Here is a 25,584-nt window from a genome sequence, read left to right as displayed (position 1 = left end):
ATGTCGCTGTCAGACCCCACGTCCACCCTGATGTTCGCCGAGGCCGCTGAAGCGGCTGACGTGGTTGCCCGCCAGTTCTCGCGCAACCACGCCACCCTGGAATCCCTGGCCGCCAGCCTGCGTGCTGCGCCGCCCCCGTTCGTGGTCACCTGCGCACGCGGCAGTTCCGATCATGCCGCCACCTATGGCAAGTACCTGCTGGAAACCCAGCTGGGCCTGGTGGTCGCATCGGCCTCGCCGTCGGTGGGGTCGGTCTATGCCGCACCCCTGCAGCTGCGCGGCGCACTGTTCATCGTCATCTCGCAGTCGGGCAAGAGCCCGGACCTGCTGCGCAACGCCGAGGCCGCCAAGGCCGCCGGTGCGCGCGTGATCGCGCTGGTCAACGTCGAGGATTCGCCGCTGGCGCTGCTGGCCGATACGGTCATTCCGCTGCATGCCGGTGCCGAAAAGAGCGTGGCGGCGACCAAGAGCTACCTGGCGTCGCTGGCCGCACTGCTGCAGCTGGCTGCGTACTGGAAGCAGGACAGCAGCCTTCGCGCCGCACTGGACCTGCTGCCGGACGCGATGCGCGAGGCCTGGCAGTGCGACTGGAGTGCGGTGACCGAAGGCCTGGTCGAGGCGACCAACCTGTTCGTGCTCGGCCGTGGCCTGGGCCTGGGCGCGGCCCAGGAGGCTGCACTGAAGTTCAAGGAAACCTGCAGCCTGCATGCCGAAGCCTACAGCTCGGCTGAAGTGAAGCATGGCCCGATGGCGCTGGTTGACCGTGGTTTCCCGGTGCTGGCCTTTGCCCAACCCGACGAGACCGGCGCCGGTACCCGTGCTGTCGTCGAAGAATTCACCGCGCGCGGTGCACAGGTGTGGATGGCCGGTGCCGGTGGCAACCTGCCGGTGGCGGCCGCACCGCATCCGCTGTGTGCCCCGCTGCTGACCGTGCAGAGCTTCTATCGCGCGATCAACGCGCTGGCGCTGCGCCGTGGTTTCAACCCGGATCTGCCGCCGCATCTGAACAAGGTTACGGAGACGGTGTGATGGCCACGGTCCTGCGCAACGCCCGCATCCTGGCAGGCGAGGAGTTCCGCGACGATCTGGCGGTGGTGATCGAGGACGGTCGCATCAGCGCGCTGCTGCCCGATGCAGCGCCGCAGCTGGGCCAGGCGGCCGAGCAGATCGATCTCGACGGCGGCTGGCTGCTGCCCGGCTTCATCGATGTGCAGGTCAATGGCGGCGGCGGCGCGCTGTTCAACAACACGCCCGATGTCGCCTCGCTGCGCACCATCGCGCGTGCGCACCGGCGCTTCGGCACCACCGCGATGCTGCCGACGCTGATCAGCGACGACGTGGGCGTGATGCGTGAAGCCATCGATGCGATGCGCGAGGCGATCGCGCAGGGTGTGCCAGGCGTGATCGGCATCCATCTGGAAGGACCGTACATCGCGCCGGCCCGCAAGGGTACGCACGATGCCAGCAAGTTCCGTGTGCCAGACGAAGCAGAGATTGCGCTGGCCGCATCGCTGGACAACGGCGTGACCCTGCTGACGCTGGCACCGGAACGCGTGCCGCTGGAGACCATTCGCGCGCTGGTCGAGCGCGGCGTGGTCGTTGCCGCTGGGCATACCGCAGGCACCTACGAAGAGATCCGCGCCGGTCTGGATGCCGGCGTGCGCGGCTTCACCCACCTGTACAACGCGATGTCGCCGCTGCAGGGCCGTGAGCCCGGCGCGGTGGGCGCTGCGCTGGAAGACCGCGACAGCTGGATCGGCATCATCGTCGATGGCGTGCATGTGCATCCGGCCAGCCTGCGCGTGGCGCTGGCAGCCAAACCGCGTGGTCGCCTGCTGCTGGTCACCGATGCGATGCCGCCGGTTGGCGCCGACGATCCCAGTTACGTGCTGTACGGCGAAACCATCACCGCCATCGACGGCGTGGTGCGCAATGCCGCCGGTTCGCTGGCCGGCTCGGCGCTGGACATGGCCACCGCGGTGCGCAACACCGTGCAGCTGCTCGGCCAGCCACTGGCCGAAGCCGCGCGCATGGCCTCGACCTATCCGGCGCAGTTCCTCAACGTTGACGATCGTCTGGGCCACATCGCCGAGGGCTACCAGGCCGACCTGGTGCTGCTGGACGATGCCCTGCAGGTGCGTGGCACCTGGATTGCCGGACAATACGAGGCCGCTTGATGAACAGTATGCCGCCGCGCCGCTTGGGCTCGATCGATGCCCTGCGCGGCATCACCGTGGCGGCAATGCTGCTGGTCAACAACCCGGGTGACTGGAGCGCGGTGTTCGCGCCGCTGCGTCATTCGGAATGGCATGGCTGCACGCCCACCGATCTGGTGTTCCCGTTCTTCCTGTTCCTGGTGGGCGTGTCGATGGCCTTCAGCGTGGCGCCACGCGCGCTGGACACGGCGGCGCGACCCGCGTTGGCGCGCAGCGTTCTGGAGCGCGCACTGCGCATCCTGGTGGCCGGTGCGTTGCTGCACCTGCTGATCTGGTGGGCGCTGGATACCCATCACTTCCGCATCTGGGGCGTGCTGCAGCGGATCGCGATATGCGCGGCGCTGGTGGGCGTGCTCGCGGTGTATGCGCGTCCGCGCATGCAGGCGGGCGTGCTGGTCAGTCTGCTGGTGGGGTATACCGTACTGCTGCTGGGCGTCGGCGATCTGGCGCCGTGGACCAATCCGGCCAGTCGTCTGGATACCACGCTGTTCGCACCGTGGATCTACCAGTGGCATGCCGATACCGGGCTCGGACATGACCCGGAAGGGCTGCTGAGCACGCTGGGCGCGTTGGCCAGCACGGTGCTTGGCCTGCTCGCCGGTGGCGTGCTGCGCAATGGGCGTTCGGCGGCATTGGCCGGGCTGGGCGTGGCGACCGCTGTGCTCGGCCTGCTGCTGGCCATCGTGCTTCCGCTGAACAAGCAGCTGTGGACGCCCAGTTACGTACTGTGGACGGGCGGTCTTGCGGCGCTGGCGCTGTGGCTGGGCCACGTGCTGATCGACCAGAAGGGCTGGCCCGCGCTGGGCCGGCGCTTCGGGGTCAATGCAATCACCGCCTATCTGGGCGCATCGGTGATGTCGGTGGTGTTGATGGCGACCGGCGCCTGGGGCTGGATCTGGCAGCATCTGGCCACGGCGATGCCGCAGGCGCTGGAACTGGCGTCGATGCTGCAGGCGTTGGTGTTCGTCGCACTGTGGTGGGGCGTGGCGTGGTGGCTGGACCGGCGGAAGATCTATCTGAAGATCTGATGGCGCCTAATCCACGCATGGCGTGGATCTACCAGGTGCCATGAGTGAATCGATTGGCGATGCAGGGTCAGTAGATCCACGCCATGCGTGGATGCTTTGCGCGTGATTCCCAAGTGCCGAAAAAATGAACGATTTCAGCCACGTCACATTGGCGTGAGGACCGGGCGATTTCACATCTGAACTGTGATTCTCCGCACGCAAGTTCACCTGTCGAAACGGTTCACCACACGGCAGACTGCAAGCGCAGTGCCGCACATACGCAGTTCCTGATTTCCCGTCCAGGAGTGCCCCATGTCCCGTGCCGTCCCGCGTGCGTTCCGCCCGCGCCGCCTTGCTGTTTCCGTGTTGCAGGCCCTCGCCGTTCCGTCCCTGCTTCTGACGACCGCCAGCGTCGCCTGGGCGGGCTGCAACAACCCGGCACCGACCGCCGGCCAGACCGTCACCTGTGATGCCAACGCACCGAATCCGCAGACCGTTCCCGTTGCCGCCAGTGGCGCGGCCGGAATCACCGTCAACGTCGGCAATGGTGCCCAGTTGCAGCAGAGTGGTGGTGGATCGGCCCTCGTGCTGGTCGGTGCCGGTGGTCACCTGCTGTCAAACCAGGGCACGATCAGTTCGGTGGGCGGTGCGGCCGTGCAGCTTGGGGGCGGCAGCCGCGTCGACAACCGCGGCAGCATCAGCACCGGCAACAACATTGCCCTGCAGTTCATCGGCGCAGGCGACAGCGTGCTGGTCAATCGGGGAACGATCAGTGGTCAGACCGGCGTGCAGTTCGATGCGGGCAACGATCGCCTCGAGATGCGGGCCGGCAGCATCACCGGAGGCGTACTGCAGGGCGATGGAAACGATGTGCTGCTGCTCAGTGACGGCACGATCGACAGCGTCGACCAGGGCGGTGGCGATGACCAGATGACTGTCACCGGCGGCACCGTCACCGGCGTGGTGGTGCAGGGCAGTGGCCGCGATGATTTCGTCATGAGTGGCGGCACGATCGGCGCGCTGCAGCAGGGCGACAACATCGATACCTTCCGCATGAGCGGTGGCCGCATCGTCGGTGCGTTCGAGGATGGCGACCAGGCCTGGATGACCGCTGGCCGCATCGGCCGCGTCAACATGAAGCTGGACAAGAATCTGTGGGATCAGTCCGGCGGCATCGTTGAGGGCAACGTGGTCACCGGCTTCGACACCGACACCATCATCATCTCGGGTACGGCCTACATCGGCGGCAACATCAGTGTCAGTGGTGGTGCCGACAGCGTGACCATCACCGATGGCACCGTGCGTGGCCAGGTGCTGCTCAGTACCGGCAACGACATCTTCAACTGGAGAGGTGGCGGCATCGTCTATGGCGCGATCGACATGGGTCCTGACAACGACGTGGCCAATCTCGCCAGCCTCAACCAGGGCAACCTTGGTGCAGTGCCGCTGTTCGACGGTGGCAGTGGCATCGATCAGCTCAACTTCAACAACGTCAAGGCTGCAGGCATGGGACGCTTCCAGAACTGGGAGACAATCAGCCTGGCCAACAGCACCGAGCTGACCTTCGATGGCGATCTGGTGCTGGGTGACAGCGGAACCGGCACCGGCACGCTCACGGTGGATGACACCAGCACTGTCTACGCGGGCAGTGGCGGCCATGCCGTCCGTCCGTTCAACAGTGGCGCACTGGTGGAGATGGTCAATGCCGGGCGTATCGACCTGACCGGTAGCGGTGCTGGCGACGTGTTCACCGTGCGTGGCAACTATCGTGGTGACGGCGGTGGCCTGTACCTGCGTACCGTGCTCGGCGCGGACAATTCCACCAGCGACCGCCTGGTGATCGATGGCGGTACCGCCACCGGCACCACCGGCATCGGCGTGCTCAATGCCGGCGGCAGCGGCGCGGCCACGCTGGCCGATGGCATCCTGGTGGTGCAGGCGTTGAATGGTGGCCGTACCGCGCCGGGCGCGTTCTCGCTGTTCGCACCGGTTGCGGCCGGTGCCTACGAGTACTTCCTGTTCAAGGGCGGTGTCAGTGCCGGTACCAGCGAGGACTGGTACCTGCGCTCGACCGTGGTGGCCGGGCCTGCACCGGCGCCCAACGGAAGCGGTATCAATGGCGTGCCTCCGCCGCCGACGCCACCCGTCGCACCCCCACCACCGATCACCCCGGCACCGCCACCGCCGCCCGAAGGCGCCACCGATCCGGATCTGACCGCAGGCGAGACCGCGCCGCCACCACCGCCGCCGGAACCCGTGCCGGTGGCGCCGCCCAGTGATCCGGCGGTGCCGGATGTGCCGGTGGCGGGTGGCAGCCTGCCCGGTACCGGTACGCCGCCGACGCCGGGCGCGCGCCCCGCCGAGGGCGCAGTGGTGCCGCTGTACCGCGTGGAAACCGCCACCTACGCCGTGGTGCCGCCGCTGCTGCGCGAGACCTCGCTGGCCAGCCTCGGTACCTTCCACGAGCGGCAGGGCGAACAACACCTGCTGTACAACCAGGGTGCATTCCGCACCGCGTGGGGCCGGTTGGTGGGGCAGAGCAGCGAGATCCACTGGAAGGGTGATGCGCAGCCCGGCTTTGATGGCGATGTGATGGGCCTGCAGGCCGGTCTGGATGTGTGGGCCGCAGCGTCTGACAATCATCGCAACCAGATCGGCGTGTTCGTCGGCCGCACCCGCGCGCAGGGCAAGACCACCGGCCTGGCACTGGGCTGGGAGAACGTGCAGGTAGGCCAGAGCCGCCTGGATGACAAGCACGTGGGCCTGTACTGGACCTTCACCGACAGCAGCGGTGGCTACATCGACGCCGTGGCGATGCAGAGCCGCTACGACGGCCGCGTACGTTCCTCGCGTGGGCTAGGCTTCGGGATCAAGGGCGATGGCACCAGCGTGTCGGTGGAGGCGGGCAAGCCGCTGCTGCACTTCGGTCAGTCCGCATGGTGGCTGGAACCGCAGGTGCAGGTGATCTGGCAGCGCACCTCGCTGGACGACCGCCGCGATGAAGTATCGAGCGTGCGTTTCGACAACGACAATGCCTGGACCGGCCGCATCGGCCTGCGCCTGGCCGGCGACTACCAGTTGGCCGACAACGGCTGGCAGCCGTATTTCAAGCTCAATTACTGGCACGGCCGTTCAGGCGAGGATCGCATCCGCTTCTATGATGACGTGATCATCAATTCGCAGCGGTCGCGTGCGCTGGAAGCCGGTGTAGGCGTGGTCGGGCGCTTCAACCGCACCATCAGTGCGTACGCCGTGGCCGACTACACGCACGAACTGGGCGGCAACCGCAACGAGAAGCGCCGCATCATCGAAGGCAACATCGGCCTGCGCGCGGACTGGTAGCGCCGGGTATGGATTTCATGACCCGCTCTGTGAGGTGTCGACCTTGGTCGGCACAGATTCCACCGGCGCCATGACCTTGCTCTGGTGAGTGTCGACCTTGGTCAGCACAGATTCCACCGGCGCCATGACCTTGCTCTGGTAGGTGCCGACCTTGGTCGGCACGACTCTCTCCGCTGCCATGACCCTGTAGAGCCGAGCCATGCTCGGCTGCTTCGGTCCAATCCCACAGAGCCGAGCATGGGCTCGGCTCTATAGAACAACGGTGCGTGGCGAGATCGATCCCACCACGGCTATCCTATGGCTTCGATACATGACAAGGAGTCGTCGATGCTGGACCTAAGGAATGTTCGTGCCGCCATGCTCGCCACGCTGCTGCTTTCATCTGCGGCCGCTGTTGCAGAGGAAACAGTGGAGCTGCCGTCACCCGAAGCGCGTGAGCAGATGCTGCAATTGTTGGAAACCCAGTCCTTGTACCGTGGCCGCGTCGATTGGAACGACGTGCGCGCGCGCCTGAACGCCGCAGGTGATGACCGCGCACAACAGCGCCGTGTTCTGGATGAGGCCGCCGCACGCAGCAGCGGAGGCCACGGCCGTTGGTTTTCACCAAGCGAGCAGCGTCAGCGCTCCGAACGTGCTCAGCGCTTGAATGCCGCTCAGGCGACCGACCTCGCTGCCCCCAGACACGCCAATCCCCGCATCGGCGTGCTGCGGGTGAGCCCCTTCGTGGAAGACCTGCAACGCAGCGGATCGGAACGTTATGAAGCACGCAAGGTCTACGCGCTGGCGTTGCAGGAGCGTATCGCTGGCCTGGATGACGGCATGCGGTGCGGCTGGGTAGTGGATGTAAGCAGCAATGGCGGCGGCAACATGTGGCCGATGTTGTTTGGTTTGTTGCCATTGCTGCATGGAACGCCGGATACGCAGGGAGCGTTGATCGGCGCTTTCTGTAGTGCCAATGGATTGCTGTGGTGGCGGCAGGCGGAAGGTGAAGTCGTGCAAGGCAACGCATCGATGCTGCGTTCACGACAGGGCGCGTATCGGCTGCGTGCGGGCACGGCACCGGTGGCGGTGGTGATGGGGGCAGGCACTGCCAGCTCCGGCGAAGCAGTGGCACTCGCGTTTAGAGGGCAACCAGGGAGTCGTAGTTTCGGTCAGCCGAGCGCGGGCTTTTCTACCGGCAATCGACCGACGACGCTGGTGGACGGTACCACCTTGCTGTTGACCCACAACGTCATGACCGACCGTAACGGCCAGGGCGACGGTGGCAGGATGCAGCCGGATCAGGCTACCCCCAGCGGACCAGCCACCCTTGCCGCCGCCCAAGCCTGGCTGCTGGCCCAGCCCGCCTGCCAGAGCAGCTGATCCATGATCCTGATCGGCCAGCAGGAGCGGGTGGTGGTCGGCCCAACCGAACCCCAACACTGCCTGCGCTGCCAGACGGAAACCGAGTTCGCGCCCCAGCTGCGCTACAGGATGGCGCGCATCGACCTGCTGTTCGGCCTCACCTACCATCGCCGCTACGAGACCCGCTCTGGTAGGTGTCGACCTTGGTCGGCACAGATTCCACCGGCGCCATGACCCTGTAGAGCCGAGCCATGCTCGGCTGCTTTGATCGTGTCCCATGCAGCCGAGCATGGGCTCGGCTCTACAACGGCTATCCGCGTAATGGCGCGGCATGATTCGCCACGGTTATGCTGTGAACCTGACCCAACGACAAGGAAACGTCGCATGCAGATGTGCAAGGGAGTGCCTGGGAATGGCGCGCTGATACTGACCCTTCTGGCAGCCAACGCAACGGCCGCCATCGCGTCCACCACCGAAGTACCTTCGCCGGAAGCGCAGGTACAGATCCTGGATCTGCTCGAGCATGAAGCCTTGTACCGCGACAAAGTGGACTGGCCTGCCGCTCGTAAGCGACTGGCGTCGTTGCAGGCGTACCCGGGTGCGTTGCATACCGCCCTGCGTGAGATCATCGTGGAGAGCACCGGGGGGCATGGTGTCTGGATGACGCTTGCACGCGAGCGTGAAGCCACGGAGCGCTCGAAGCAGGTCGGCGCTGAGGCCGTTGCCAAGGCGAAAGTGACTGGTGCCGTCGATGCACGCATTGGCTGGGTGGTCATCGAAGGCTATGCCGCCACGCCGGGGACTGCGCGGCAGGACGAGTTCAATCAGGACATCCAGCGCGCGCTGCAATGGCAGGATGTCATCCGTGGCAAGGACAGCGGCGATCGCTGTGGCTGGATTGTCGATCTGCGCAGCAACCATGGGGGCAACATGTGGCCGATGCTGCTGGGTGTTGCGCCGTTGCTGCGCACGTCGTCGACAGGCGTGGAAGAGGTCGGGTCGTTTGCTACTGCCCACCGGTCGCGGCGCTGGAGTCTGACGCCGACCATGGTGCAGGTCGATGGTCGTCCCAGGCTGGGATTCGGTCGACCGGGGTATTCCCTCAAGCAGCCCGGCGCGCCCGTCGCCGTTCTGGTCGGGTCGAATACCGCCAGCTCTGGCGAAGCGACGATGCTGTCATTCAGGGGGCGCCCCCAGACGCGGAGTTTCGGGCAGTCGACAGCGGGCTTCTCGACAAGCAACGATACGCGGCCCTTGGTGGATGGCAGTGTGTTGGCGGTGACGACCGCGGTGATGAAAGACCGCACTGGCGCTGGCGCCGGTGCCAGGATTACTCCGGATGAATTGACGACAGGCGATGCGGCCACCCTTGCCGCCGCCCAAGCCTGGCTGCTGGCCCAACCCGCCTGCCAGGGCCGCTGATCCATGATCCTGATCGGCCAGCAGGAACGGGTGATGGTGGTCGGCCCGACCGAAGCCCACCACTGCCTGCGCTGCCAGACGGAAACCGAGTTCGCGCCCCAGCTGCGCTACAGGATGGCGCGCATCGACCTGCTGTTCGGCCTCACCTACCATCGCCGCTACGAGCTGGCCTGCAGCCAGTGCGGGCACGGCTGGGTGCTGGATACCGAGACCATGGACCAGCAGCTGGGTGGGGTGCCGATCCCGTGGCGGCACCGCTTCGGCCTGCCGCTGAAGCTGGTGGTGGTGGCCGGTCTGGCGACGCTGGGCTGGCTGTGGCGTCATGGATTCCTCGGTTGAGGAGCGGGCCTGTTAAAGTCTGCCCTGCAATCACGTACCGGAACCGACCATGGACCACGACACCCCGTTCGAACCCCTCAACGACCTCGAGGTGCGCCTGCTGCAGGCCCAGGACGGCACGCTGACCGCAGCGCAGTTCCTCGACGGCCTGCTGACCTCGACGGCGTTCGTGCTGCTGGACAAGGCCATCGGCGAAGATGGCGCCTGGGACGAGAGCATCTCGCCGCTGGTGCTGACCAGCGAGAGCGGCGAGCCGATGTTCGCCGTGTTCACCGCCCCCGAGCGCGCCGGCCTGTGGCACGAGCAGTTGCCGCAGTTTGCCCATGCCATGCCGATCGCGGTGCACGCGCTGCTGGCCGGTATCGGCGACGGCGTCGGCCTGGTGCTGAACCCGGGCCTGGACGTGGGCATGGAGATGATTCCCGATGCCGTGGCCCAGCTAAAGCAGCGTGCAGCGGCGATCACCCGCGGCATGGCGCACTGAATCCAGGGATTGTCTGGTTGCCGGCCAGCGGCCGGCACTACCCGTGATGCCGGACGGCGGCGATGGCTTGCAAGTGCGTCCTGTTCAATGGAGAGGAGCATCGTGGGCAAGCGTTCTAACCGATCGCTGTGGGTCTATGAGATCGGCCTTCTTGCGGGTTTGGCACTGGCAGCTGCGTTCATCACCCGGTTCAATCCGGTGGAGACGCTCCGGTTGGGTGGATGGCTGTTCCTCTTGATGCAACCCATCTTGTTGGGTGCTCATGCTGTCGACCATTTTTCGCGCAAGCGTCGTCGATAGACGGGAGATGTGAAGGTGCCGGCCAGCGGCCGGCACTACCAGGGCTTCAGCGTGCGGCGGCGATGGCTTTCACCCGCGCCTTGGCCAGTGCCTCACCGATGGCCGGACCTTTCAGATGCGTGGTATCCAGATCCCGAGCCTGCACTGACAGCGCCGCCTGGTGCAGGCGCTTGAGCGTTTCGCCCTGTGGGTAGTCGGCATCCTCGAAACCGAGCCGGCCGCGCTTGTCGGCCTCGCAGCACAGCGCGATGCGGGCCACGCGTTCCGGCCGGCGTAGTGCATCGCAGCGGCCCAGCAGTTCCAGCACGGTGGCATCGCGCAGTTCGTCGATGCGGTGCACGTTCAAGTGCTCGCGGCAGACCGCTTCGGCCAGTTGCTGGTGCTCGGTGGGAATCTTCAACCGCGCGCACAATGCCTTCAGCGGTTTGATGCCGCGCTGCTCGTGCATGATGTGGCGCGGCCATTCCTCCGGCGGGGTCAGGCCCTTGCCGAGGTCGTGGGTGAGGGCAGCGAAGCCGACCAGGTCATCACCCGGTGCCAGCTTCGCGGCCATGTCGCTGACCATTTCCTGGTGGATGCCGGTATCGACTTCCGGGTGGAATTCGGCACGCTGCGGCACGCCATACAGCGCTTCGAGCTCGGGTAGGATCGGGCCCAGTGCCTGCGCATCGTGCAGCGTGCGCAGGAAGGCGGAGGGCCGTTCACTGACCAGCGCCTTGCGCAGTTCCTGCCAGACGCGTTCCGGCACCAGCGCGTCCAGCTCGCCACTGGCGGCGACCTCGCGCATCAGCGCCATGGTCTCTTCGGCGACGGTGAAGCCCAGTGGCGCGAAGCGCGCCATGAAGCGCGCCGCGCGCAGCACGCGCAGCGGGTCTTCCACGAACGCCGGGCCGACGTGGCGCAACACGCGCTGCTCAAGATCGCGTACGCCACCGTAAGGATCGACCAGCGTGCCGCTGTCTTCGTCACAGGCAATCGCGTTGATGGTGAAGTCGCGGCGCTGCAGGTCTTCTTCAAGGGTGACCGCCGGATCGGCATCGACCACGAAGCCGCGATAGCCACGGCCGGATTTGCGCTCGGTGCGCGCCAGCGCGTACTCCTCGCCGGTCTTCGGGTGCAGGAACACCGGGAAATCGCGGCCCACCGCAGTAAAGCCCTGCGCTTCCATCTGCGGGGGCGTGGCGCCGACGACGACCCAGTCACGGTCGCCGGCCGGGCGCTGCAGCAGGCGGTCGCGCACGGCGCCGCCGACAAGATAGATCTTCATGGGGGGATGATCGCACGGTAGGTGCATGAGCATCGGTAGTGCCGGCCGCTGGCCGGCAACCCTTGGACAATGGCGGTTGCCGGCCAGCGGCCGGCACTACCGATGAAGAGGAATCACGGCAGGCCGCGCCACTCCGGCACGAACAGGCCGGCCAGGAACCACAGGCCGTAGACGATCCACAGGCAGAGGAAGTACAGCTTGATCTGCGCTTCGTCCCACAGGCTGCCCCAGCTGTCGACGAAGGCCAGCGACTTCCAGCCTTCCATCCAGGCCGCGCCACCCCAGCGCAGCACCCAGGTGGCGAACAGGCTCCAGGCGGCGAACATCCCGATCCAGGCCAGCAGGCTCATCGCTTTCCCCTCCCCGGGAAACGGATGCCGGGTAGTGCCGGCCGCTGGCCGGCAACCCTTGGATAATGGCCGAAGCCGGCCAGCGGCCGGCACGACCGCAGTGCGATCAATCGCCGCCCTGGTCAGCGTTGGCGGCGCAGCTGAAGCTCTTGCGCTTGTCCACCAGGCGGCCCATCAGGCGGTCGCTCAGCGGCAATGCATCGCCATTGAGGCGCCAGTCGTAGATCACGCTGAAGGCCAGCACGCGTGCGACGTACTCGCGGGTTTCCTTGTAGCTGATGGTCTCGATCCACAGGTCCGGGTCATAACCCGGGCGCTGGCCCTGCCAACGCGCGGTCGGGGTCGGGCCGGCGTTGTAGGCGGCGATGGTCACGTACGGCAGACCGTCGTACTTGTTCATCAGCTGGCGCAGATAGGCGGTACCGATGGCGATGTTGGTGTCCGGGTCGTACAGGCTGTCGGCGCCGCCGTAGCCGGTCAGGCCGATCGACTTGGCCACGCCGGCACCGGTGGCCGGCAGCACCTGCATCAGGCCCATGGCGTTGGCAGGCGAGCGCGCGCGCGGGGTGAAGGTGCTCTCGGCGCGGATCTCTGCCGCCACCCAGGCCGGATCGATCGCGTTGCGTGCCGATTCGCGGCGGATGGTGGCGTCGTGGTGCAGCGGGAAACGCAGGTCGTACAGGCGCTGTTCCTGCGGCTGCTTGCCGAGTGCGAACACGGCGCGGTCGAACCAGCCATTGTCCTGCGCCACGCGAACGGCGAGGCGGCGCTGGGTGTCATCGAAGCGCGACAGCGCACTGTTCCATTCGGCCACGGCCCAGCCGGCGCGATCGATCTGGTACAGCGCCATCGCACGCTGGATGGCCGGATCGCGTGCGATCACCGCCTGTGCCTGCGCGCTGTCGTTCGGCTTCCACGGGCACAGCGTGTAGCCCTGCTGCAGTTTGTCGGCGGCGAGGAAACCATGGAAGGTCGGTGCGCGCGCGGCCTCGCGGAACAGCGGCTGCGCCTGTTGGGCCTGGCCGGTCTTCTCCAGCATGCGGCCTTCGAAGTAGCGCCAGCGCGGGTCGCTGCGCTGCTTGCTGCCCATCTTGCGGATCGCGGTCAGCGCTGCCGGCCAGTCACCGCGCGACATCGCTTCGCGCACTCGCCATTCGTGCAGGCGTTCGTCGTACGCCGATTCCGGCACCGCATTGAGACGGCGCGCCGAATCGGGCAGGTAGGACGCCACCGTCCACAGTGCGATCTGGTACAGCACCTGGCCCTGCTGGTCGGCACTCAGGCCCAATGCCTGCGCGTACTGAGGCAGCTGCTGTTCGGTGGCGCCGGGATCGGCCTTGGCCAGCTTGGCCAGGCCATCAGTGGCGATGCGCCGGCTGCGCTCGTTGCGCGGCCAGTTCAACGCGCTGGCGTTGGGCTTGTCGACAAAGGCGGCGTAGTTGTTGGCCAGCGCCAGGTCGGTGGCAGGCAGGCCCCGTGCGGCGCTGCGCATCACAGCGGGTTGCTGGGCGTCGGCGGCAGCGTCGATGCGTTCCCAGCGCAGCGCGTCGCTCAGACCACCCTGTGCCTGCAGCACGGCAAAAACGGCATCACAGCCGTCCGGCAGCGACTTGCCGTTCTTGCGCCACAGATCCTGCGCTTCACTGATCCACTGCGGATCGACCTTACCGGTCACCTGGCGCGCGGTCAGCTGCGCACAGCGCAGGCCGGCGTTGTCGGTGGGCGCCCAGTTGGCGAGCAGGGTCGGCCAGTCCTGGCGGCGTGCGACCGAGGGCAGCCACACGCTGCGGAAGGTGGTAGCCACGGCCTGGCCGTCGTAGCGCTTGAGGAAGGCCTGCGCCTGCGCGGTATCGACGGTGTCGATGTTGCGGCGCAGGTTGGCGTACTCCAGCCAGCCGTATGCAGGATGGCGGCTGAGTGCGGCGGCTTGGCCGGGATCGAACTGGCCGCGTTCGGCGGAAGCGATCGCGGCCTTCAGCTGCGCGTTCTGGGCGTCGAGGGACTGGGCATTGGCGCAGCCGATCAGCAGCGTGGTGGCCAAGGGCAGCAGGGACAGGGCGGTCGAAGAGCGTCGGGTCATGGCGGGCAGCATAGCGGGCAATGGCTGAATTCAGTTTCGCATTGCGTGCACGCGATGGGTCGGCAACGGCAGCTGAATGCTCGTGCTGCAGGCACTGCCTCGCGAGCCTGCGGGCGACGTAGTGTCGAGCTTGGGCGAACGGCCCGGCTGCAGGGAGCGGCACATGGCGTTCAGTAGCGCAGGAAGAAGCGGCCCGCTGGCGGACATCAATGTCACGCCACTGGTGGATGTGATGCTGGTGCTGTTGATCATCTTCATCGTGACCGCGCCGATCGTGGCCCGGCCGATAGCCGTGCAGTTGCCACAGGCCACCGATCGCGTGGTCGACCGTCCCGAACCGCCGCCGCCGATCGAGCTGCGCCTGGACGCATCGAACCAGCTGAGCTGGAATGGCCAGCCGATGGCGATCAGTGAGCTGCAGGCGCGTCTGCATGCACAGGCGGGCGAACATGCCGGCAACCTGCCGGAGCTGCGCATCGCCACCGATCCGGCGGCCGAATACGAAGGCATGGCGAGGATTCTGGCCGCAGCCGAGGCGACCGGCATGGAGCGCATTGCGTTCGTGCGGTGAGACGGGTGGGGCGCTGTTGGGGGGGGGCGATGTGCCCTCAACAGCGCCCACCTTTAGTCAGTATTGCTGGCAATAGACTGTGCGGCCGTCCCAGCTGCAGGAAATCCGACTGCTGGACCCGCGTTGGACCGGCACGCCATACATCTGAGCAGAGCGGGCCCATTTATCGACATCGCCGTCGTGGCGGAAGTAATACTGTCCAGCGTAAGAAAGAGCCGTGACAGGATCTGCAATGGTCTCATCTGGGACCTTGTTTCCAGTGCCGTCCCGGCTCTCACCTTTCTGGTATTTGGCCTCTGCTACGTTATCAGGGGTGATTCGATAGAGGGTTTTTGATCCGTCTCTCCAAGTAATTACTATATTGACTGATCCGCCCCCTTTGATGCTTGCCCAGTTGAGCGAAAATTGCTGTATGGAAAGCGCGAAGCTGTTCCACGCTGGGTTGCTTGTATTGGCTCCTGCGATTTCTAAGGCTAAATACTGGCCTAGTCGCGTCCTCATGGTCGCAGAGCTTACGATCTCGAACGCGTCGGACGATTTGTACGATTCTGGAAATCGCATCCTATTGGAATTCCCCGGATTGTCGGGGTGGAGAGGGACCATTGCGCCTCCCCCCGCATTTGGAAGAGCGTGGCTCGGCTGATCACTGACGCCAGATACACTTTCCACAATCCGGAGAAATGCCATTTGGATCTGGCTGGGTACGGGGGTCGGAAGGGCTCTCCATTTTCTCATTTCCCGATCATATTCAACATCGAATGCAGTCAGTTGTGCTTTTTCGAAGTCAATTATCACTGTGAGGCCAGATCCAGACTGTAGAGCGACGGATTTGGGCGATACACAATTGTTGCACTCGATGAGGCCGCCTGCTTCGGATTCACCTGCAAATGAAAAGAAGAAAAGTGCGAAGATCGCTGCTTGCAGTCTGGCAGTAGTTGCTTTCACGATTGGACCTCGCTTTGAGCGTCGGAGGTCTGAGTCTCTGCCGGATTCGTGGTTCAATCTGGCAAAAGTCTGGAATTTAAAATAATTCCTAGATGTTGAACCAATTGCGGATGCCGATGGATCATTCGTCATGATTGCGTGAAAGGGTGTCGCCGGTCACGTCGCGATTTTTACTACTTGTTTACAAAGGAGACGGCGCCGCCATGCAGGGAGGGAGTGCGGCAGCCCATGTCCCGACATTCCTTTGGAGAGAGAGCGAATGAATCACCTGCACCACCGCCCTTTGGCGGTTGCCGTCGCGCTGTGCGTGATGACCCTGGCACCGTTGGGTGCCGCTGCACAATCCACCACCAACCTCGATGCGGTGGAAGTCACCGGTACCCGCATCAAGCGCGCTGAAGTCGAAGGCCAGGTGCCGATCCAGACGCTGACCCGCGGTGATATCGAACGCACCGGCCTGACCTCGATCGGCGAAGTGCTGCAGCAGCTCACCGGTTCCGGTTCCGCGCTCAATGCCAAGTTCAATTCGTCCGGCAACTTCGGCTTCCCGCCCGATGGCAGTGGTGTAGGTGCTGGCTCGGCGCAGGTGGACCTGCGCCATCTGGGCGCCAAGCGCGTGCTGGTGCTGGTTGACGGCATCCGCTGGGTCAATGAGTCGTCCGCCTCCGGTGTGGGCTCGGCCACCGACCTCAACACCATTCCGCTGGCCATCGTCGAGCGCATCGAAGTGCTCGAAGATGGCGCGTCGTCGCTGTACGGCTCCGATGCCATTGCCGGCGTGGTCAACATCATCACCCGTCGTGATTTCGATGGCGGCCAGGTGACCCTGAACTACGGCGAGTACAGCAAGGGCGATGGCACGCAGAAGGGCGTGGACCTGGCCTGGGGCAAGAGCGGTGATCGCTTCAGCCTGTTCCTCGGCGCCAGCTGGACCAAGCAGGATCCGGTGTTCGCCAAGGACCGCGAGCAGTCGCGCTTCCCGATTCCCGGCACCGGCCTGGCCTTCGGCAGCGGTGGCATTCCGCAGGGCCGTTTCATGTTCACCGACCCGAACACCGGTGCGGTGCAGAACATCGTGCCCAATACCGGCGTGAGCAACCCGCGCTACGACGGCAGTGCCGGCTGCGCGCGCACCGATGACTATCACTGCTTCACCAGTGCTGATCGCTTCAACTTCGCCGAATACAACATGGTGCTGACACCGTCGGAGCGTAAGGGCCTGTTCGGCCAGTTCCGCTTCGACATCACCGACAACGTGCAGTGGTACGTCAAGGCACTGGGCAACCGCCGTGAGTCGACCAACCAGGCCGGCCCGGAGCCGCTGTTCTTCGGTCCCGATGGCGCCACCGGCAATCCGCTGGCCGACAACATCACCGTGTCTGCGCTCAACCCGTACAACCCGTTCGGCTTCGACCTGGTCTCGGGTGACAACCTGAGCCTGATCGGTCGCCGTCCGGTGGAAGGCGGTGCGCGCGTCTTCAAGCAGGAAGTGGACACCACGTATTTCGCCACCGGCTTCGTCGGCAACTTCCAGGCGGCTGACCGCAGCTGGTACTGGGACGTCAACGGCATGTACAGCAAGAACAAGGCCGAACAGACCAACTACGGCAGCTACAACATCTACAACGTCAACATGGCGCTGGGCGATCCGTCCGTCTGTGCGGCGACGCCGGGCTGCGTGCCGCTGAACATCTTCGGCGGTGCCGGTTCGATCACGCCGGACATGCTGAAGTGGATCCAGCCGGTGGTGCGTGACCGCAGCCAGAACGAACTGAGCCTGTTCACCGCCAACCTGTCCAGCGACCTGTTCACGCTGCCGGCCGGCCCGGTGTCGTTCGCTACCGGCTTCGAGTATCGCAAGTACGAGGGTTCGTACCAGCCCGATCCGCTGACGGTGGCGGGCCACTACAACGGCGTGCCTTCGCAGCCGACATCCGGCTCGTATGACGTCAACGAGGCCTACCTGGAGTTGAGCGTGCCGATCTTCGCCGACTCTTCATTCGGCAAGAAGCTGGACCTGAGCCTGGCCGGCCGCTATTCGGACTACTCCACCTTCGGTGGCGAGTTCACGCCCAAGTACGGCCTGCGTTGGCAGGTGACCGACGATTTCGTGCTGCGCACGACCTATGCCGAGGGCTTCCGTGCACCGTCGATTGGTGAGTTGTACGGTTCGGCCGCGCGTGCCGACCTGCAGTTGTTCGATCCATGCTCGGTGGGCCTGGGCGGTACGCCGCCGCGCGGCAGCGCCGCCAACTGTGCCGCGCTGGGCGTGCCGGCCGGCTTCCAGCAGGCCAACTCGCAGATCTCGGTGACCACCGGCGGCAACCGCGAGCTGGATCCGGAGCGCTCGCGCAGTTTCAGTGCCGGTTTCGTGTGGAGCCCGTGGTTTGGCAACAACACCTCGTGGTCCGAGCGCTTCGACGTGGAGGTGACCTTCTATCGCCATGCCATCGATGGCGCGATCCAGGCAATCAACGCGCAGACCCAGCTGGACCTGTGCGTGGAAACGCTGGATCCGATCTACTGCGATGGCATCACCCGCGCCAGTACCGGTGCAGTGAGCAGCTTCAACAACCGCCTGACCAATCTCGGCTCGATCAAGACCGATGGCTGGGACGTGGATCTGTTCTGGACGTTGCCGCAGAGCTCGATCGGCCAGTTCAAGCTGGGCTGGAAGAACACGTTCGTCGGCCGCTACGAGGCTACCGGTGCGGCGGGCCAGAAGCAGCCGCAGAAGCCGGGCGTGGAAGTGGCCGACAGCTCGATTCCGGAATGGACCAGCAATGCCAGCATCGGCTGGACGCTGGACCGCTGGAGTGCCAACTGGACCGTTCGGCATATCTCCGAATTGACCGAGAACTGCGGTGACGCCTCTGTATTCCCGGTCTGCAGCAACCAGGCCGCAGGCACCAATACGCTGTCGGCCACCACCTTCCATGACATGCAGGTGGGCTACAAGATCGACTGGATGAAGGGGCTGCAGCTGACCGCTGGCCTGAACAACGTGTTCGACAAGGATCCGCCGATCTGCCTGTCGTGCTCGTTGAACGGTTACGACGCTTCGACCTATGACATCCCGCGTGGCCGCTACTGGTACCTGCGCGCGGACCTGCGTTTCTGATGAAGGGACGGCGCCGGGCTCAGCCCGGCGCCGTTGCAGCGTCGAGCCATGCTCGACTCCATGAAGGTGGTCAATCCGGAATGTCCTGTTCCGGGTCATCCTGTTCAAGGCTGGCACGGCGGAACGCGGTGCGTGCCCATCCCAGCCCGGCCATGATCATCATCGGCCCGACCGCGAAACCAGGCAGTGACGGAATGCGGAACTGCGGCAGGGATTCAACCAGCAGGTTGTACAGGATCCAGGCCACCAGGATCAGGCCGATCCCCGCGCACAACAGTCCGAACAGCACCTGTGGAATGCCCATTGCCAATCCCAGCGCGCGCTCGGAGCGGGTGGGAGTGGGGATGGCGCGCAGTTCACGGCCCAGATCGAACCAGAACAGGATCGCTGCGGGCAGGCCGATCAGCAGAAGCAGGATGAAGTAGCCATTGCCTGTAGCGACCATCAGCGGCAGCGAAGAGAACAGGGCCACGAGCGAGAGACCGAGTTTCGTGCGGGTGCGCATGGCCGGTCGTCCTTGAGGGGGGAGGCGCGGAGGTATCCGTCTGCGCGACGCTACACCTGCAAGGGCAGCGCGGCAACGGGGGCGCTGGGCGCCCCCGTTGTGGTGTCGAGCCGTGCTCGACGACCCCGTGTGATCGAGTCGAGCATGGCTCGACGCTACAGAACCCGGTTGGATCAGAACGACCAGGCGAACGTCAGCGAGCCGTTGCGGCCCTCGCCATAGCCGCCGTAGCCGTAGATCTGCGCGTAGTACTTCTTGTCCAGCAGGTTGTTGAGGTTGGCCTGCACGCTGAACTGCGGCGCGATGCGGTAGCGCACGAAGGCGCCGACCAAGGCGTAGGCATCCTGGTTGAAGCGGCCGTACACCGGGTCGGTGTAGTAGATGCCGTTCTGCCAGTTCACGCCGCCGCCGAAGGTCAGCGCGTCCAGCGACTGCGGGGTGTAGCTGGTGTAGGCCTTGATCGCGGTCTGCGGCAGCTGGGTGTTGATGTCGTTGCCATTGATGTCCTTGGCCACGTAGCGGGAGGCGCCGAAGGTGGCATTCCAGCCCGGTGCCAGTTCACCGTTCAGTTCGAACTCCACGCCGCGGCTGACCGTGCCGCGCGCGGCAACGTAGGCGTACTCGTTGGCCGAACCATCGACGAAGCCACCGGTCTGCTGGGCGACATTGTCCTGCTCGATACGGAACACCGCCAGCGAGGCGTTCAGGCGGTTGTCGAACCATGCGCCCTTGACGCCCACTTCGTAGCTTTTGCCGTCCACCGGATCGAGGTAGCGGCCCTGCTGGTTGCGATAGGTCTGCGGCTGGAAGATCTCGGTGTAGCTGGCGTAGGTCGACCAGGTGTCATTGATGTCGAACACCAGGCCGGCATAGGGCGTGGTCACCTTGTGGCTGAAGCGGCTGATGGTTGCACCTTCGGTGCCGTCAAGGCTCCAGTCGGTGTAGCGCGCGCCGAGGATCAGCTTGAGCGGATCGGCCAACGACAGGCGCGTGGCGGCGTAGGCGGCCTTCTGCTTGATGGTGCCCTGGCTCTGGGTCGGCAGCGTTGCCGCCCAGTTCGGTTCCGGGAAACTCCCGGTCCAGCTGAGGTAGTTGTCCAGCGGCGCCCAGGCCGACTGGAAATCGCCGGTGTTCACGTACTCGCGCTTGTTGTAGCTCAGGCCCGCCATGAACTGGTGCTCGCGGCCAAGCAGCTGGAACGGACCGTCGACGTAACCATCGACGCCGTCCACCTTGCGGTGGGTCTTGTAGTAGCCGGCCATCGGCAGTACGCCGGCTCCGGTGGTCTTGTTGAAGCCGCCGCCGTAGAACGGGTAGAACAGCTTGTCGTCGGCATCGGTCCGGTCATGGGTCGCGCCGATCTTGAACTTCCAGCCGTTGCCGAAGGCGTGCTGCAGGGTGGCGAACGCGCGCTTGCTGGTGGTGTCCCAGAAGGTCCAGTCCGGCGACGGATTGAACGAGGTCGGATAGTTGGTGGGGGTGCCATCGGAGAACCACATGGGGAAGCCGCCCCAGGTTGGTGCGGTGGCCTTCTTGTGCTGGTAGTCGTAGCCCACGCTCAGCTGCGTGTCCGGAGTGAGGTCGGCATCGATGACGGCATAGCCCAGCGTCTTGCGCTGGTTGTAGCGGTCGACCTGCGAATCGGTATCCAGATAGCTGCCGATCACGCGGCCACGGACGGTGCCGCTGGCATTGAGCGCGCTGCCCACGTCGACGGTGGTGCGGGTGCGGCCCCAGCTGCCGACGTTCATCGACACACTGCCGGCCAGTTCGGCGCTGTCGGCGTGCTTGCGGATCAGGTTCACCGATGCGGATGGATTGCCGGCGCCGGTGAGCAGGCCGGTGGCGCCGCGAACCACCTCCACGCGGTCATACAGCGCCAGGTCCAGGCCGGAATCGCCGTAGCTCCAGTTCTGCGCCATCGTGGTCGGGATGCCATCGAACTGGTAGTTGTCGATGTAGAAGCCGCGCGCGTAGAACTCGGTGCGCTCGCTGTCGGACTGGGTGCTGGTCACGCCGGTGGTGTTGGCCAGCACGTCGATGATGTCGTCCAGGTTCTGATCTTCGATGCGCTGGTGGCTGATGATGCTGACCGACTGCGGGATCTCGCGCGGTGCCAGATCGAAGCGGGTACCGGCCGAGGTGCGGCGCACCGAATAGCCTTCGGCACGTTCGCCCTTGACCACCACCTTGTCCAGCGTGGTCGGATCGGCGGCGGTGTCGGCGAAGGCGGCCGGGGCCACGGCGCAGAGAACGGCAAGCACGGCAACGGACAGCCGCTGCGGCTGCAGGGTACGGAAGGCGGGACGGGTCATGGGGGTCCTGGACGAGCACGCGCGTTCGGCCGGCATCCAGGAGGCGAGGCGCTACGGGTAGGGGAAGGGCGGGCAGGCCGTCCTGGCACCACCGGAAACGAAAGAAATGGTAATACGAACTATTCCTATTTACAAATCATGAACGGATCGATCCGCGGGGGCGCAATGGTGGTCAGCGCAGCAGCGGCAACGGGTCGCGGGGGCCGTTCGTGCCGTAGATGCCCCAGTGCAGGTGCGGCGGCGTGCCCTTGGCGTTGCCGCTGTCGCCGACGTGGCCTAGAAGGTCACCGGCCTGGACCACCTGGCCGCGCGCCAGGCCCTCTGCCCAGTCTTCCAGATGCGCGTAGTAGTAGCGCTCGCGCCCGGGCCCGATCACCCAGACCTGGCGACCACCGAGGCCGCGTTCGCTGACATCCGCGATGACGCCGGCAGTGACGCTGCGCACCGGCGTGCCGCGCTGGGCGAAGATATCGATGCCGGCGTGCGAGCGGTCGCGGCCGCGCGGCGCGCCGAAGGTATCGGCGATCTGGCGGGGGCGCACACCCTCCACCGGCACCGGGAGTTCGGTGGCCGGCGGCATCTGCGCGAGTGTCCACAGCATCTTTGGTGCGGCGGCCCAGGGACTGTTCCACAGCGCCATCGCGGCAACGACGGCAATGGCCAGCCACAGACCGCGCAGCAGCCAGCGGCGCAGGCGACCGGCGGGAGAGGGCGGAGTGCTCATGGTCTCCGACTGTAGCGTCGAGCCATGCTCGACGGCTGTTGCTTTGCGGCAAAAGCGCAGTCGAGCATGGCTCGACGCTACAGAACCGGTGCCAGCGGGACCTCGAAACTCCGCTTCAAGGTGCCCAGTGCCACCGAGGTACGGAAGCGCTCGATGTTGTCATCGCCACCGAACAAGCGCTCGGTGATCGCCTCATACTCCTCCATCGACGCCGCCGAAAGCAGCAGCAGGAAATCGCCATCGCCGGTGATCGAGTAGCACTGCTGCACGGCCGGGTCGTCCTGCACGCGACGCTTGAACGGCGCCACGCGTTCGCGCTGCTCGCTGACCACGCGCACCTCGACGATGATGGTCAGCGGCCGCCCGACCTTCGCCGCAGCGACCACGGCCACATTGGCCGCGATCACGCCGCTGTCCTGCAGGCGCTTGATGCGGCGCTGCACGGCCGGGGTGGACAGGTGCACGGCCTCGGCGATTTCGCGCTGCGGCAGGGTGTTGTCCCGCTGCAGCAGGTCGAGGATGGCGCAGTCGAAGCTGTCGAGCACGGGGGCGGTGGCCATGGCGAGCAGAAGTTGCACGAACGGGCCGTCAATTGAGCCAAGTGCTCGGCACCGGCGCAATAGACTTTGCGCATGCAGACTTCACGATTCGCGCCGATGTTGCCGGCGCTGGCGGTGCTCGGCTCGGTCACCTCGCTGGCCATCGGCACCTCCTACGCAAAACACCTGTTCCCGCTGATCGGTGCCCAGGGCACCAGCGCGCTGCGCGTGGGCTTTTCGGCGCTGTTGCTGCTGCTGTTCTGGCGGCCATGGCGCTGGAAGACCAGCCGCGTGGATGCGATCACCATCCTGCGCTACGGGCTCACCCTGGGCCTGATGAACCTGCTGTTCTACATGGCCCTGCGCACGATTCCCTTCGGTATCGCGGTGGCCATCGAGTTCACCGGGCCGCTGACGGTGGCGATGCTGTCATCACGGCGACCGATCGACTTCCTGTGGGTGGGCTGCGCGGCGGTGGGGCTGCTGTTGCTGTTGCCGATCGGTGGCGGCCCGGCGCTGGATCCGGCCGGCGTGCTGTATGCCATGGGTGCGGCGGCGTGCTGGGGCCTGTACATCGTGTTCGGCAAGCGTGCCGGCCATCTGCACGCCGGGCATTCGGTGTCGCTGGGGCTGCTGGCGGCGTCGCTGGTGGTGGTGCCGGTGGGCGTGGTGCATGCCGGCGCCGCACTGCTCGATCCGAAGATCCTGGCGGCGGGCCTGCTGGTAGCGCTGGTCTCCAGCGCGATCCCGATGTCGCTGGAGATGATGGCGCTCAAGCGCCTGCCCAAGGAGACCTTCGGCATCCTGATCAGCATGGAGCCGGCAGTGGCCGCGCTGTGGGCGATGCTGCTGCTGCACGAGCACCTGCATGGATTGCAGTGGCTGGCGATCGGCTGCACGGTGCTGGCCTCGGTGGGCAGCACGATGACCGCGCGGCGGCTGAAGGTGCCGGTGGTGCAGGCGGGGTAGCGCCGGGCCATGCCCGGCGGAGAGCGTGCCAACCAAGGTTGGCACCCACCAGGAGCGGTCAGCGCAGGGCGTCGGCCGGGACGTCGATCTGCATCGCCAGGGCGAGGTGATCGGAGAACGCGGCCGGTACGGCTTCCACGGTGCGGGTCTGCAGGCCGCTGCTGACCAGGATGTGGTCGATGGCGCGATCGGGGCGCCAACTGGGGAAGGTCGGCACGATGCAGCCGGGGGGCTGCAGCCGGGTCTTCTGGTACAGCACCTGCATTTCCGGGCGTTCGGCCAGGCAGTTGAAGTCACCCATCAGCACCGCATTGGGATGGTCGGACAGCAGCTCGGCGATGAAGCCCAGCTGCGACATCCGCGATCCTGCGCCCAGCGACAGATGGGCTACCGCTACCGCCAGGCCATCGGCGCCGTCGCCGAACTTGGCCAGCAGCACGCCGCGCCCGCCGATGCGGCCGGGCAGGGCGTGATCCTGCACTTCCACCGGTTCCAGCTTGCTCAGCAGGCCGTTGGCGCTGGAGGCGACCCCGCCCATGCGCCGGTTCGGCTGGTGGCTCCAGTAGTTGAAGCCGGCACGCTGGGCCAGGTAGTGGGTCTGGTTGGTGAAGCCCGAGCGCAGGCTGCCCGGGTCGGCCTCCTGCAGGCCGACGATGTCATGTTCGCGCGCCAGGGTGGCGATCGCGTCCAGGCTGCTGCGCTTGCGGCCCGCCGGCAGCGCATGTGACCAGCTGCGGGTCACATAGTCGCTGTAGCGGCGGGTACTTGAGCCGGCCTGGATGTTGGCCGTCAGCAAGCGCAGGGTCCGTGTACGGGGGGAATTCACGGCCGGGAAACGCTTCTCTTGGATCAGTGAGCCTGGGCCGCACCGCGTTCGCGGGCGATCAGGTGGTCGGCAATGCGCAGCATGTCCGGGAAGCTCTTGCCCTTCACCAGGTACTTGCCGTTGACGATGATCGACGGGGTGCCGCTGATCTGGCTGCGCTGGGCGAACTGCTTGGCCGAGTTGGTCTTGGCATTCACCGCGAAGCTGCCCATGGTGGCGGCGAACTGCTTGGGATCCACGCCGTAGGCACCGTAGAACTTGGCGATGTCGTCAACCGAATCGGTGCCGCGCTCGCCCTTCAGGGTCTTCTGCGAATGGATGGCAGCGTACAGGGCTTCGTGGGTCTTCTCCTGCACGCCCAGGGTCTGCGCGGCGTAGAAGGCACGGGCGTAGTTGTCCCAGGTACCGCCGAACATGGCCGGCACGTAGACGAAGTTCACGTCGCTCGGCAGGCCGGCCTTCCACGGGCCGACCAGCGGCTGGAACGCGGCGCAGGCCGGGCAGACATAGCCGAAGATCTCGGTCACTTCGATCTTGCCGGCGGCCGGCTGGAACGGCTGGCCGTTCGGGATCACCTGGTAGTCGGCGCCTTCCACCGGGGCCGGGCCGGTCAGTGCGGTGGTGGTCGGGGCCGGTGCAGCGGCCGGGGCGGCTTCAGCCGCGGCCTTCTCGCCTTCGGCAGCGGCCGGGGCGGCGCCTTCGCTGCCAGCGGCCGGAGCGGCCGGTTCGGTGGTCGCCGGAGCGGCGGTCGGCTCAGCCGGGGCTGCGGTGGTGTTGGTGCTGCCGTCGTCGGCCTTGCAGGCCGCCAGGATCGGCAGCAGCGCTGCGAGGGCGAGGGCGTAACGGATCTTCATGGAAACGTCTCCAGCATCTGGAAAGGTGGGGCCGGCGTCATGCGCCGGCCAGGGGGAAATGATG

24 protein-coding genes are annotated in these 25,584 nt (G+C 65.8%); 13 read left to right on the top strand and 11 right to left on the bottom strand.

Annotation, left to right across the window (positions count from 1 at the left end; all coding sequences use genetic code 11):
- From ACX9OT_RS01125 to ACX9OT_RS01110, 4 genes are all read left to right on the top strand, one after another.
- Entirely contained in the window at positions 1 to 1,029 is a 1,029-nt protein-coding gene (locus ACX9OT_RS01125) for an SIS domain-containing protein (protein WP_019338836.1), read from the top strand.
- Positions 1,029 to 2,177, top strand: coding sequence for an N-acetylglucosamine-6-phosphate deacetylase (gene nagA / locus ACX9OT_RS01120; protein WP_277779309.1), 1,149 nt, complete (start codon positions 1,029 to 1,031; stop codon positions 2,175 to 2,177). The genes ACX9OT_RS01125 and nagA overlap by 1 nt, the downstream gene beginning before the upstream one ends.
- Positions 2,177 to 3,244, top strand: coding sequence for an acyltransferase family protein (locus tag ACX9OT_RS01115; RefSeq protein ID WP_459000586.1), 1,068 nt, complete (start codon positions 2,177 to 2,179; stop codon positions 3,242 to 3,244). The genes nagA and ACX9OT_RS01115 overlap by 1 nt, the downstream gene beginning before the upstream one ends.
- 291 nt (positions 3,245 to 3,535) lie before the next feature.
- Positions 3,536 to 6,565, top strand: coding sequence for an autotransporter family protein (locus ACX9OT_RS01110; RefSeq protein WP_049461493.1), 3,030 nt, complete (start codon positions 3,536 to 3,538; stop codon positions 6,563 to 6,565).
- 15 nt (positions 6,566 to 6,580) lie between these two features.
- Here the strand turns inward: ACX9OT_RS01110 and ACX9OT_RS01105 are convergent, their stop codons facing one another.
- On the bottom strand, positions 6,581 to 6,727 hold the full coding sequence (locus ACX9OT_RS01105) for a hypothetical protein (RefSeq protein WP_157805910.1): 147 nt from the start codon (positions 6,725 to 6,727) through the stop codon (positions 6,581 to 6,583).
- A gap of 195 nt (positions 6,728 to 6,922) precedes the next feature.
- On the opposite strand from ACX9OT_RS01105, the gene ACX9OT_RS01100 reads away from it, so the two are divergent.
- From ACX9OT_RS01100 to ACX9OT_RS01075, 6 genes are all read left to right on the top strand, one after another.
- The gene (locus ACX9OT_RS01100) at positions 6,923 to 7,927 is read left to right on the top strand and encodes a S41 family peptidase (protein WP_157805909.1); all 1,005 of its coding nucleotides are present in this window, start codon (positions 6,923 to 6,925) and stop codon (positions 7,925 to 7,927) included.
- A gap of 3 nt (positions 7,928 to 7,930) precedes the next feature.
- Positions 7,931 to 8,143 (top strand): hypothetical protein, encoded by a 213-nt coding sequence (locus ACX9OT_RS01095; protein ID WP_100437667.1) that lies wholly within the window; start codon positions 7,931 to 7,933, stop codon positions 8,141 to 8,143.
- Between the two features lie 150 nt (positions 8,144 to 8,293).
- A complete protein-coding gene (locus tag ACX9OT_RS01090) occupies positions 8,294 to 9,331 on the top strand; it encodes a S41 family peptidase (protein ID WP_049462518.1) in 1,038 nt (345 codons plus the stop codon).
- 3 nt (positions 9,332 to 9,334) lie between these two features.
- The gene (locus ACX9OT_RS01085; protein WP_100437666.1) at positions 9,335 to 9,670 is read left to right on the top strand and encodes a hypothetical protein; all 336 of its coding nucleotides are present in this window, start codon (positions 9,335 to 9,337) and stop codon (positions 9,668 to 9,670) included.
- Between the two features lie 49 nt (positions 9,671 to 9,719).
- Positions 9,720 to 10,154: an SseB family protein gene (locus tag ACX9OT_RS01080; RefSeq protein WP_005419309.1), complete on the top strand. Its 435-nt coding sequence runs from the start codon at positions 9,720 to 9,722 to the stop codon at positions 10,152 to 10,154.
- Positions 10,155 to 10,256: 102 nt separating this feature from the next.
- Entirely contained in the window at positions 10,257 to 10,454 is a 198-nt protein-coding gene (locus tag ACX9OT_RS01075) for a hypothetical protein (RefSeq protein WP_125895627.1), read from the top strand.
- Positions 10,455 to 10,500: 46 nt separating this feature from the next.
- On the opposite strand, the gene ACX9OT_RS01070 is transcribed toward ACX9OT_RS01075, so the two are convergent.
- The 3 genes from ACX9OT_RS01070 to ACX9OT_RS01060 all read right to left on the bottom strand — a co-directional run bounded on the left by ACX9OT_RS01070 (position 10,501) and on the right by ACX9OT_RS01060 (position 14,163).
- Positions 10,501 to 11,721, bottom strand: a complete 1,221-nt coding sequence (locus ACX9OT_RS01070; RefSeq protein ID WP_049463311.1) for a multifunctional CCA addition/repair protein — start codon at positions 11,719 to 11,721, stop codon at positions 10,501 to 10,503.
- Between the two features lie 113 nt (positions 11,722 to 11,834).
- Positions 11,835 to 12,071, bottom strand: coding sequence for a hypothetical protein (locus ACX9OT_RS01065; protein WP_008267778.1), 237 nt, complete (start codon positions 12,069 to 12,071; stop codon positions 11,835 to 11,837).
- Positions 12,072 to 12,177: 106 nt separating this feature from the next.
- On the bottom strand, positions 12,178 to 14,163 hold the full coding sequence (locus ACX9OT_RS01060) for a transglycosylase SLT domain-containing protein (RefSeq protein ID WP_049463310.1): 1,986 nt from the start codon (positions 14,161 to 14,163) through the stop codon (positions 12,178 to 12,180).
- A gap of 151 nt (positions 14,164 to 14,314) precedes the next feature.
- On the opposite strand from ACX9OT_RS01060, the gene ACX9OT_RS01055 reads away from it, so the two are divergent.
- Positions 14,315 to 14,722, top strand: coding sequence for an ExbD/TolR family protein (locus tag ACX9OT_RS01055; RefSeq protein WP_049463309.1), 408 nt, complete (start codon positions 14,315 to 14,317; stop codon positions 14,720 to 14,722).
- A gap of 57 nt (positions 14,723 to 14,779) precedes the next feature.
- Here ACX9OT_RS01055 and ACX9OT_RS01050 read toward each other — a convergent pair whose 3' ends face one another.
- Positions 14,780 to 15,667: a hypothetical protein gene (locus tag ACX9OT_RS01050; protein ID WP_152911162.1), complete on the bottom strand. Its 888-nt coding sequence runs from the start codon at positions 15,665 to 15,667 to the stop codon at positions 14,780 to 14,782.
- A gap of 259 nt (positions 15,668 to 15,926) precedes the next feature.
- Between ACX9OT_RS01050 and ACX9OT_RS01045 the strand changes: the two genes are divergently transcribed.
- The gene (locus ACX9OT_RS01045) at positions 15,927 to 18,788 is read left to right on the top strand and encodes a TonB-dependent receptor (protein WP_049421358.1); all 2,862 of its coding nucleotides are present in this window, start codon (positions 15,927 to 15,929) and stop codon (positions 18,786 to 18,788) included.
- A 70-nt stretch (positions 18,789 to 18,858) separates the two neighbouring features.
- Here the strand turns inward: ACX9OT_RS01045 and ACX9OT_RS01040 are convergent, their stop codons facing one another.
- The 4 genes from ACX9OT_RS01040 to ACX9OT_RS01025 all read right to left on the bottom strand — a co-directional run bounded on the left by ACX9OT_RS01040 (position 18,859) and on the right by ACX9OT_RS01025 (position 22,892).
- On the bottom strand, positions 18,859 to 19,293 hold the full coding sequence (locus ACX9OT_RS01040) for a hypothetical protein (RefSeq protein ID WP_032128962.1): 435 nt from the start codon (positions 19,291 to 19,293) through the stop codon (positions 18,859 to 18,861).
- A gap of 173 nt (positions 19,294 to 19,466) precedes the next feature.
- A complete protein-coding gene (gene fhuE / locus ACX9OT_RS01035) occupies positions 19,467 to 21,608 on the bottom strand; it encodes a ferric-rhodotorulic acid/ferric-coprogen receptor FhuE (protein WP_049463307.1) in 2,142 nt (713 codons plus the stop codon).
- Positions 21,609 to 21,780: 172 nt separating this feature from the next.
- Positions 21,781 to 22,332 (bottom strand): M23 family metallopeptidase, encoded by a 552-nt coding sequence (locus ACX9OT_RS01030; protein WP_049463306.1) that lies wholly within the window; start codon positions 22,330 to 22,332, stop codon positions 21,781 to 21,783.
- A 77-nt stretch (positions 22,333 to 22,409) separates the two neighbouring features.
- Positions 22,410 to 22,892, bottom strand: a complete 483-nt coding sequence (locus ACX9OT_RS01025; RefSeq protein WP_049463305.1) for an Lrp/AsnC family transcriptional regulator — start codon at positions 22,890 to 22,892, stop codon at positions 22,410 to 22,412.
- A 72-nt stretch (positions 22,893 to 22,964) separates the two neighbouring features.
- On the opposite strand from ACX9OT_RS01025, the gene ACX9OT_RS01020 reads away from it, so the two are divergent.
- Positions 22,965 to 23,840, top strand: a complete 876-nt coding sequence (locus ACX9OT_RS01020; RefSeq protein WP_012512098.1) for an EamA family transporter — start codon at positions 22,965 to 22,967, stop codon at positions 23,838 to 23,840.
- Positions 23,841 to 23,898: 58 nt separating this feature from the next.
- Here ACX9OT_RS01020 and ACX9OT_RS01015 read toward each other — a convergent pair whose 3' ends face one another.
- Together ACX9OT_RS01015 and ACX9OT_RS01010 are read right to left on the bottom strand one after the other, a co-directional pair.
- Complete coding sequence (locus tag ACX9OT_RS01015) at positions 23,899 to 24,636, bottom strand: endonuclease/exonuclease/phosphatase family protein (RefSeq protein WP_005419292.1); 738 nt, start codon at positions 24,634 to 24,636, stop codon at positions 23,899 to 23,901.
- A 53-nt stretch (positions 24,637 to 24,689) separates the two neighbouring features.
- A complete protein-coding gene (locus ACX9OT_RS01010; RefSeq protein WP_049461263.1) occupies positions 24,690 to 25,520 on the bottom strand; it encodes a thiol:disulfide interchange protein DsbA/DsbL in 831 nt (276 codons plus the stop codon).
- Positions 25,521 to 25,584: the final 64 nt, after the last annotated feature.

It is taken from the genome of Stenotrophomonas genospecies 3, from assembly GCF_054473855.1.
Note: the sequence above shows the minus strand (reverse complement) of the source record. Positions and strands in the feature narration are given on the sequence as shown.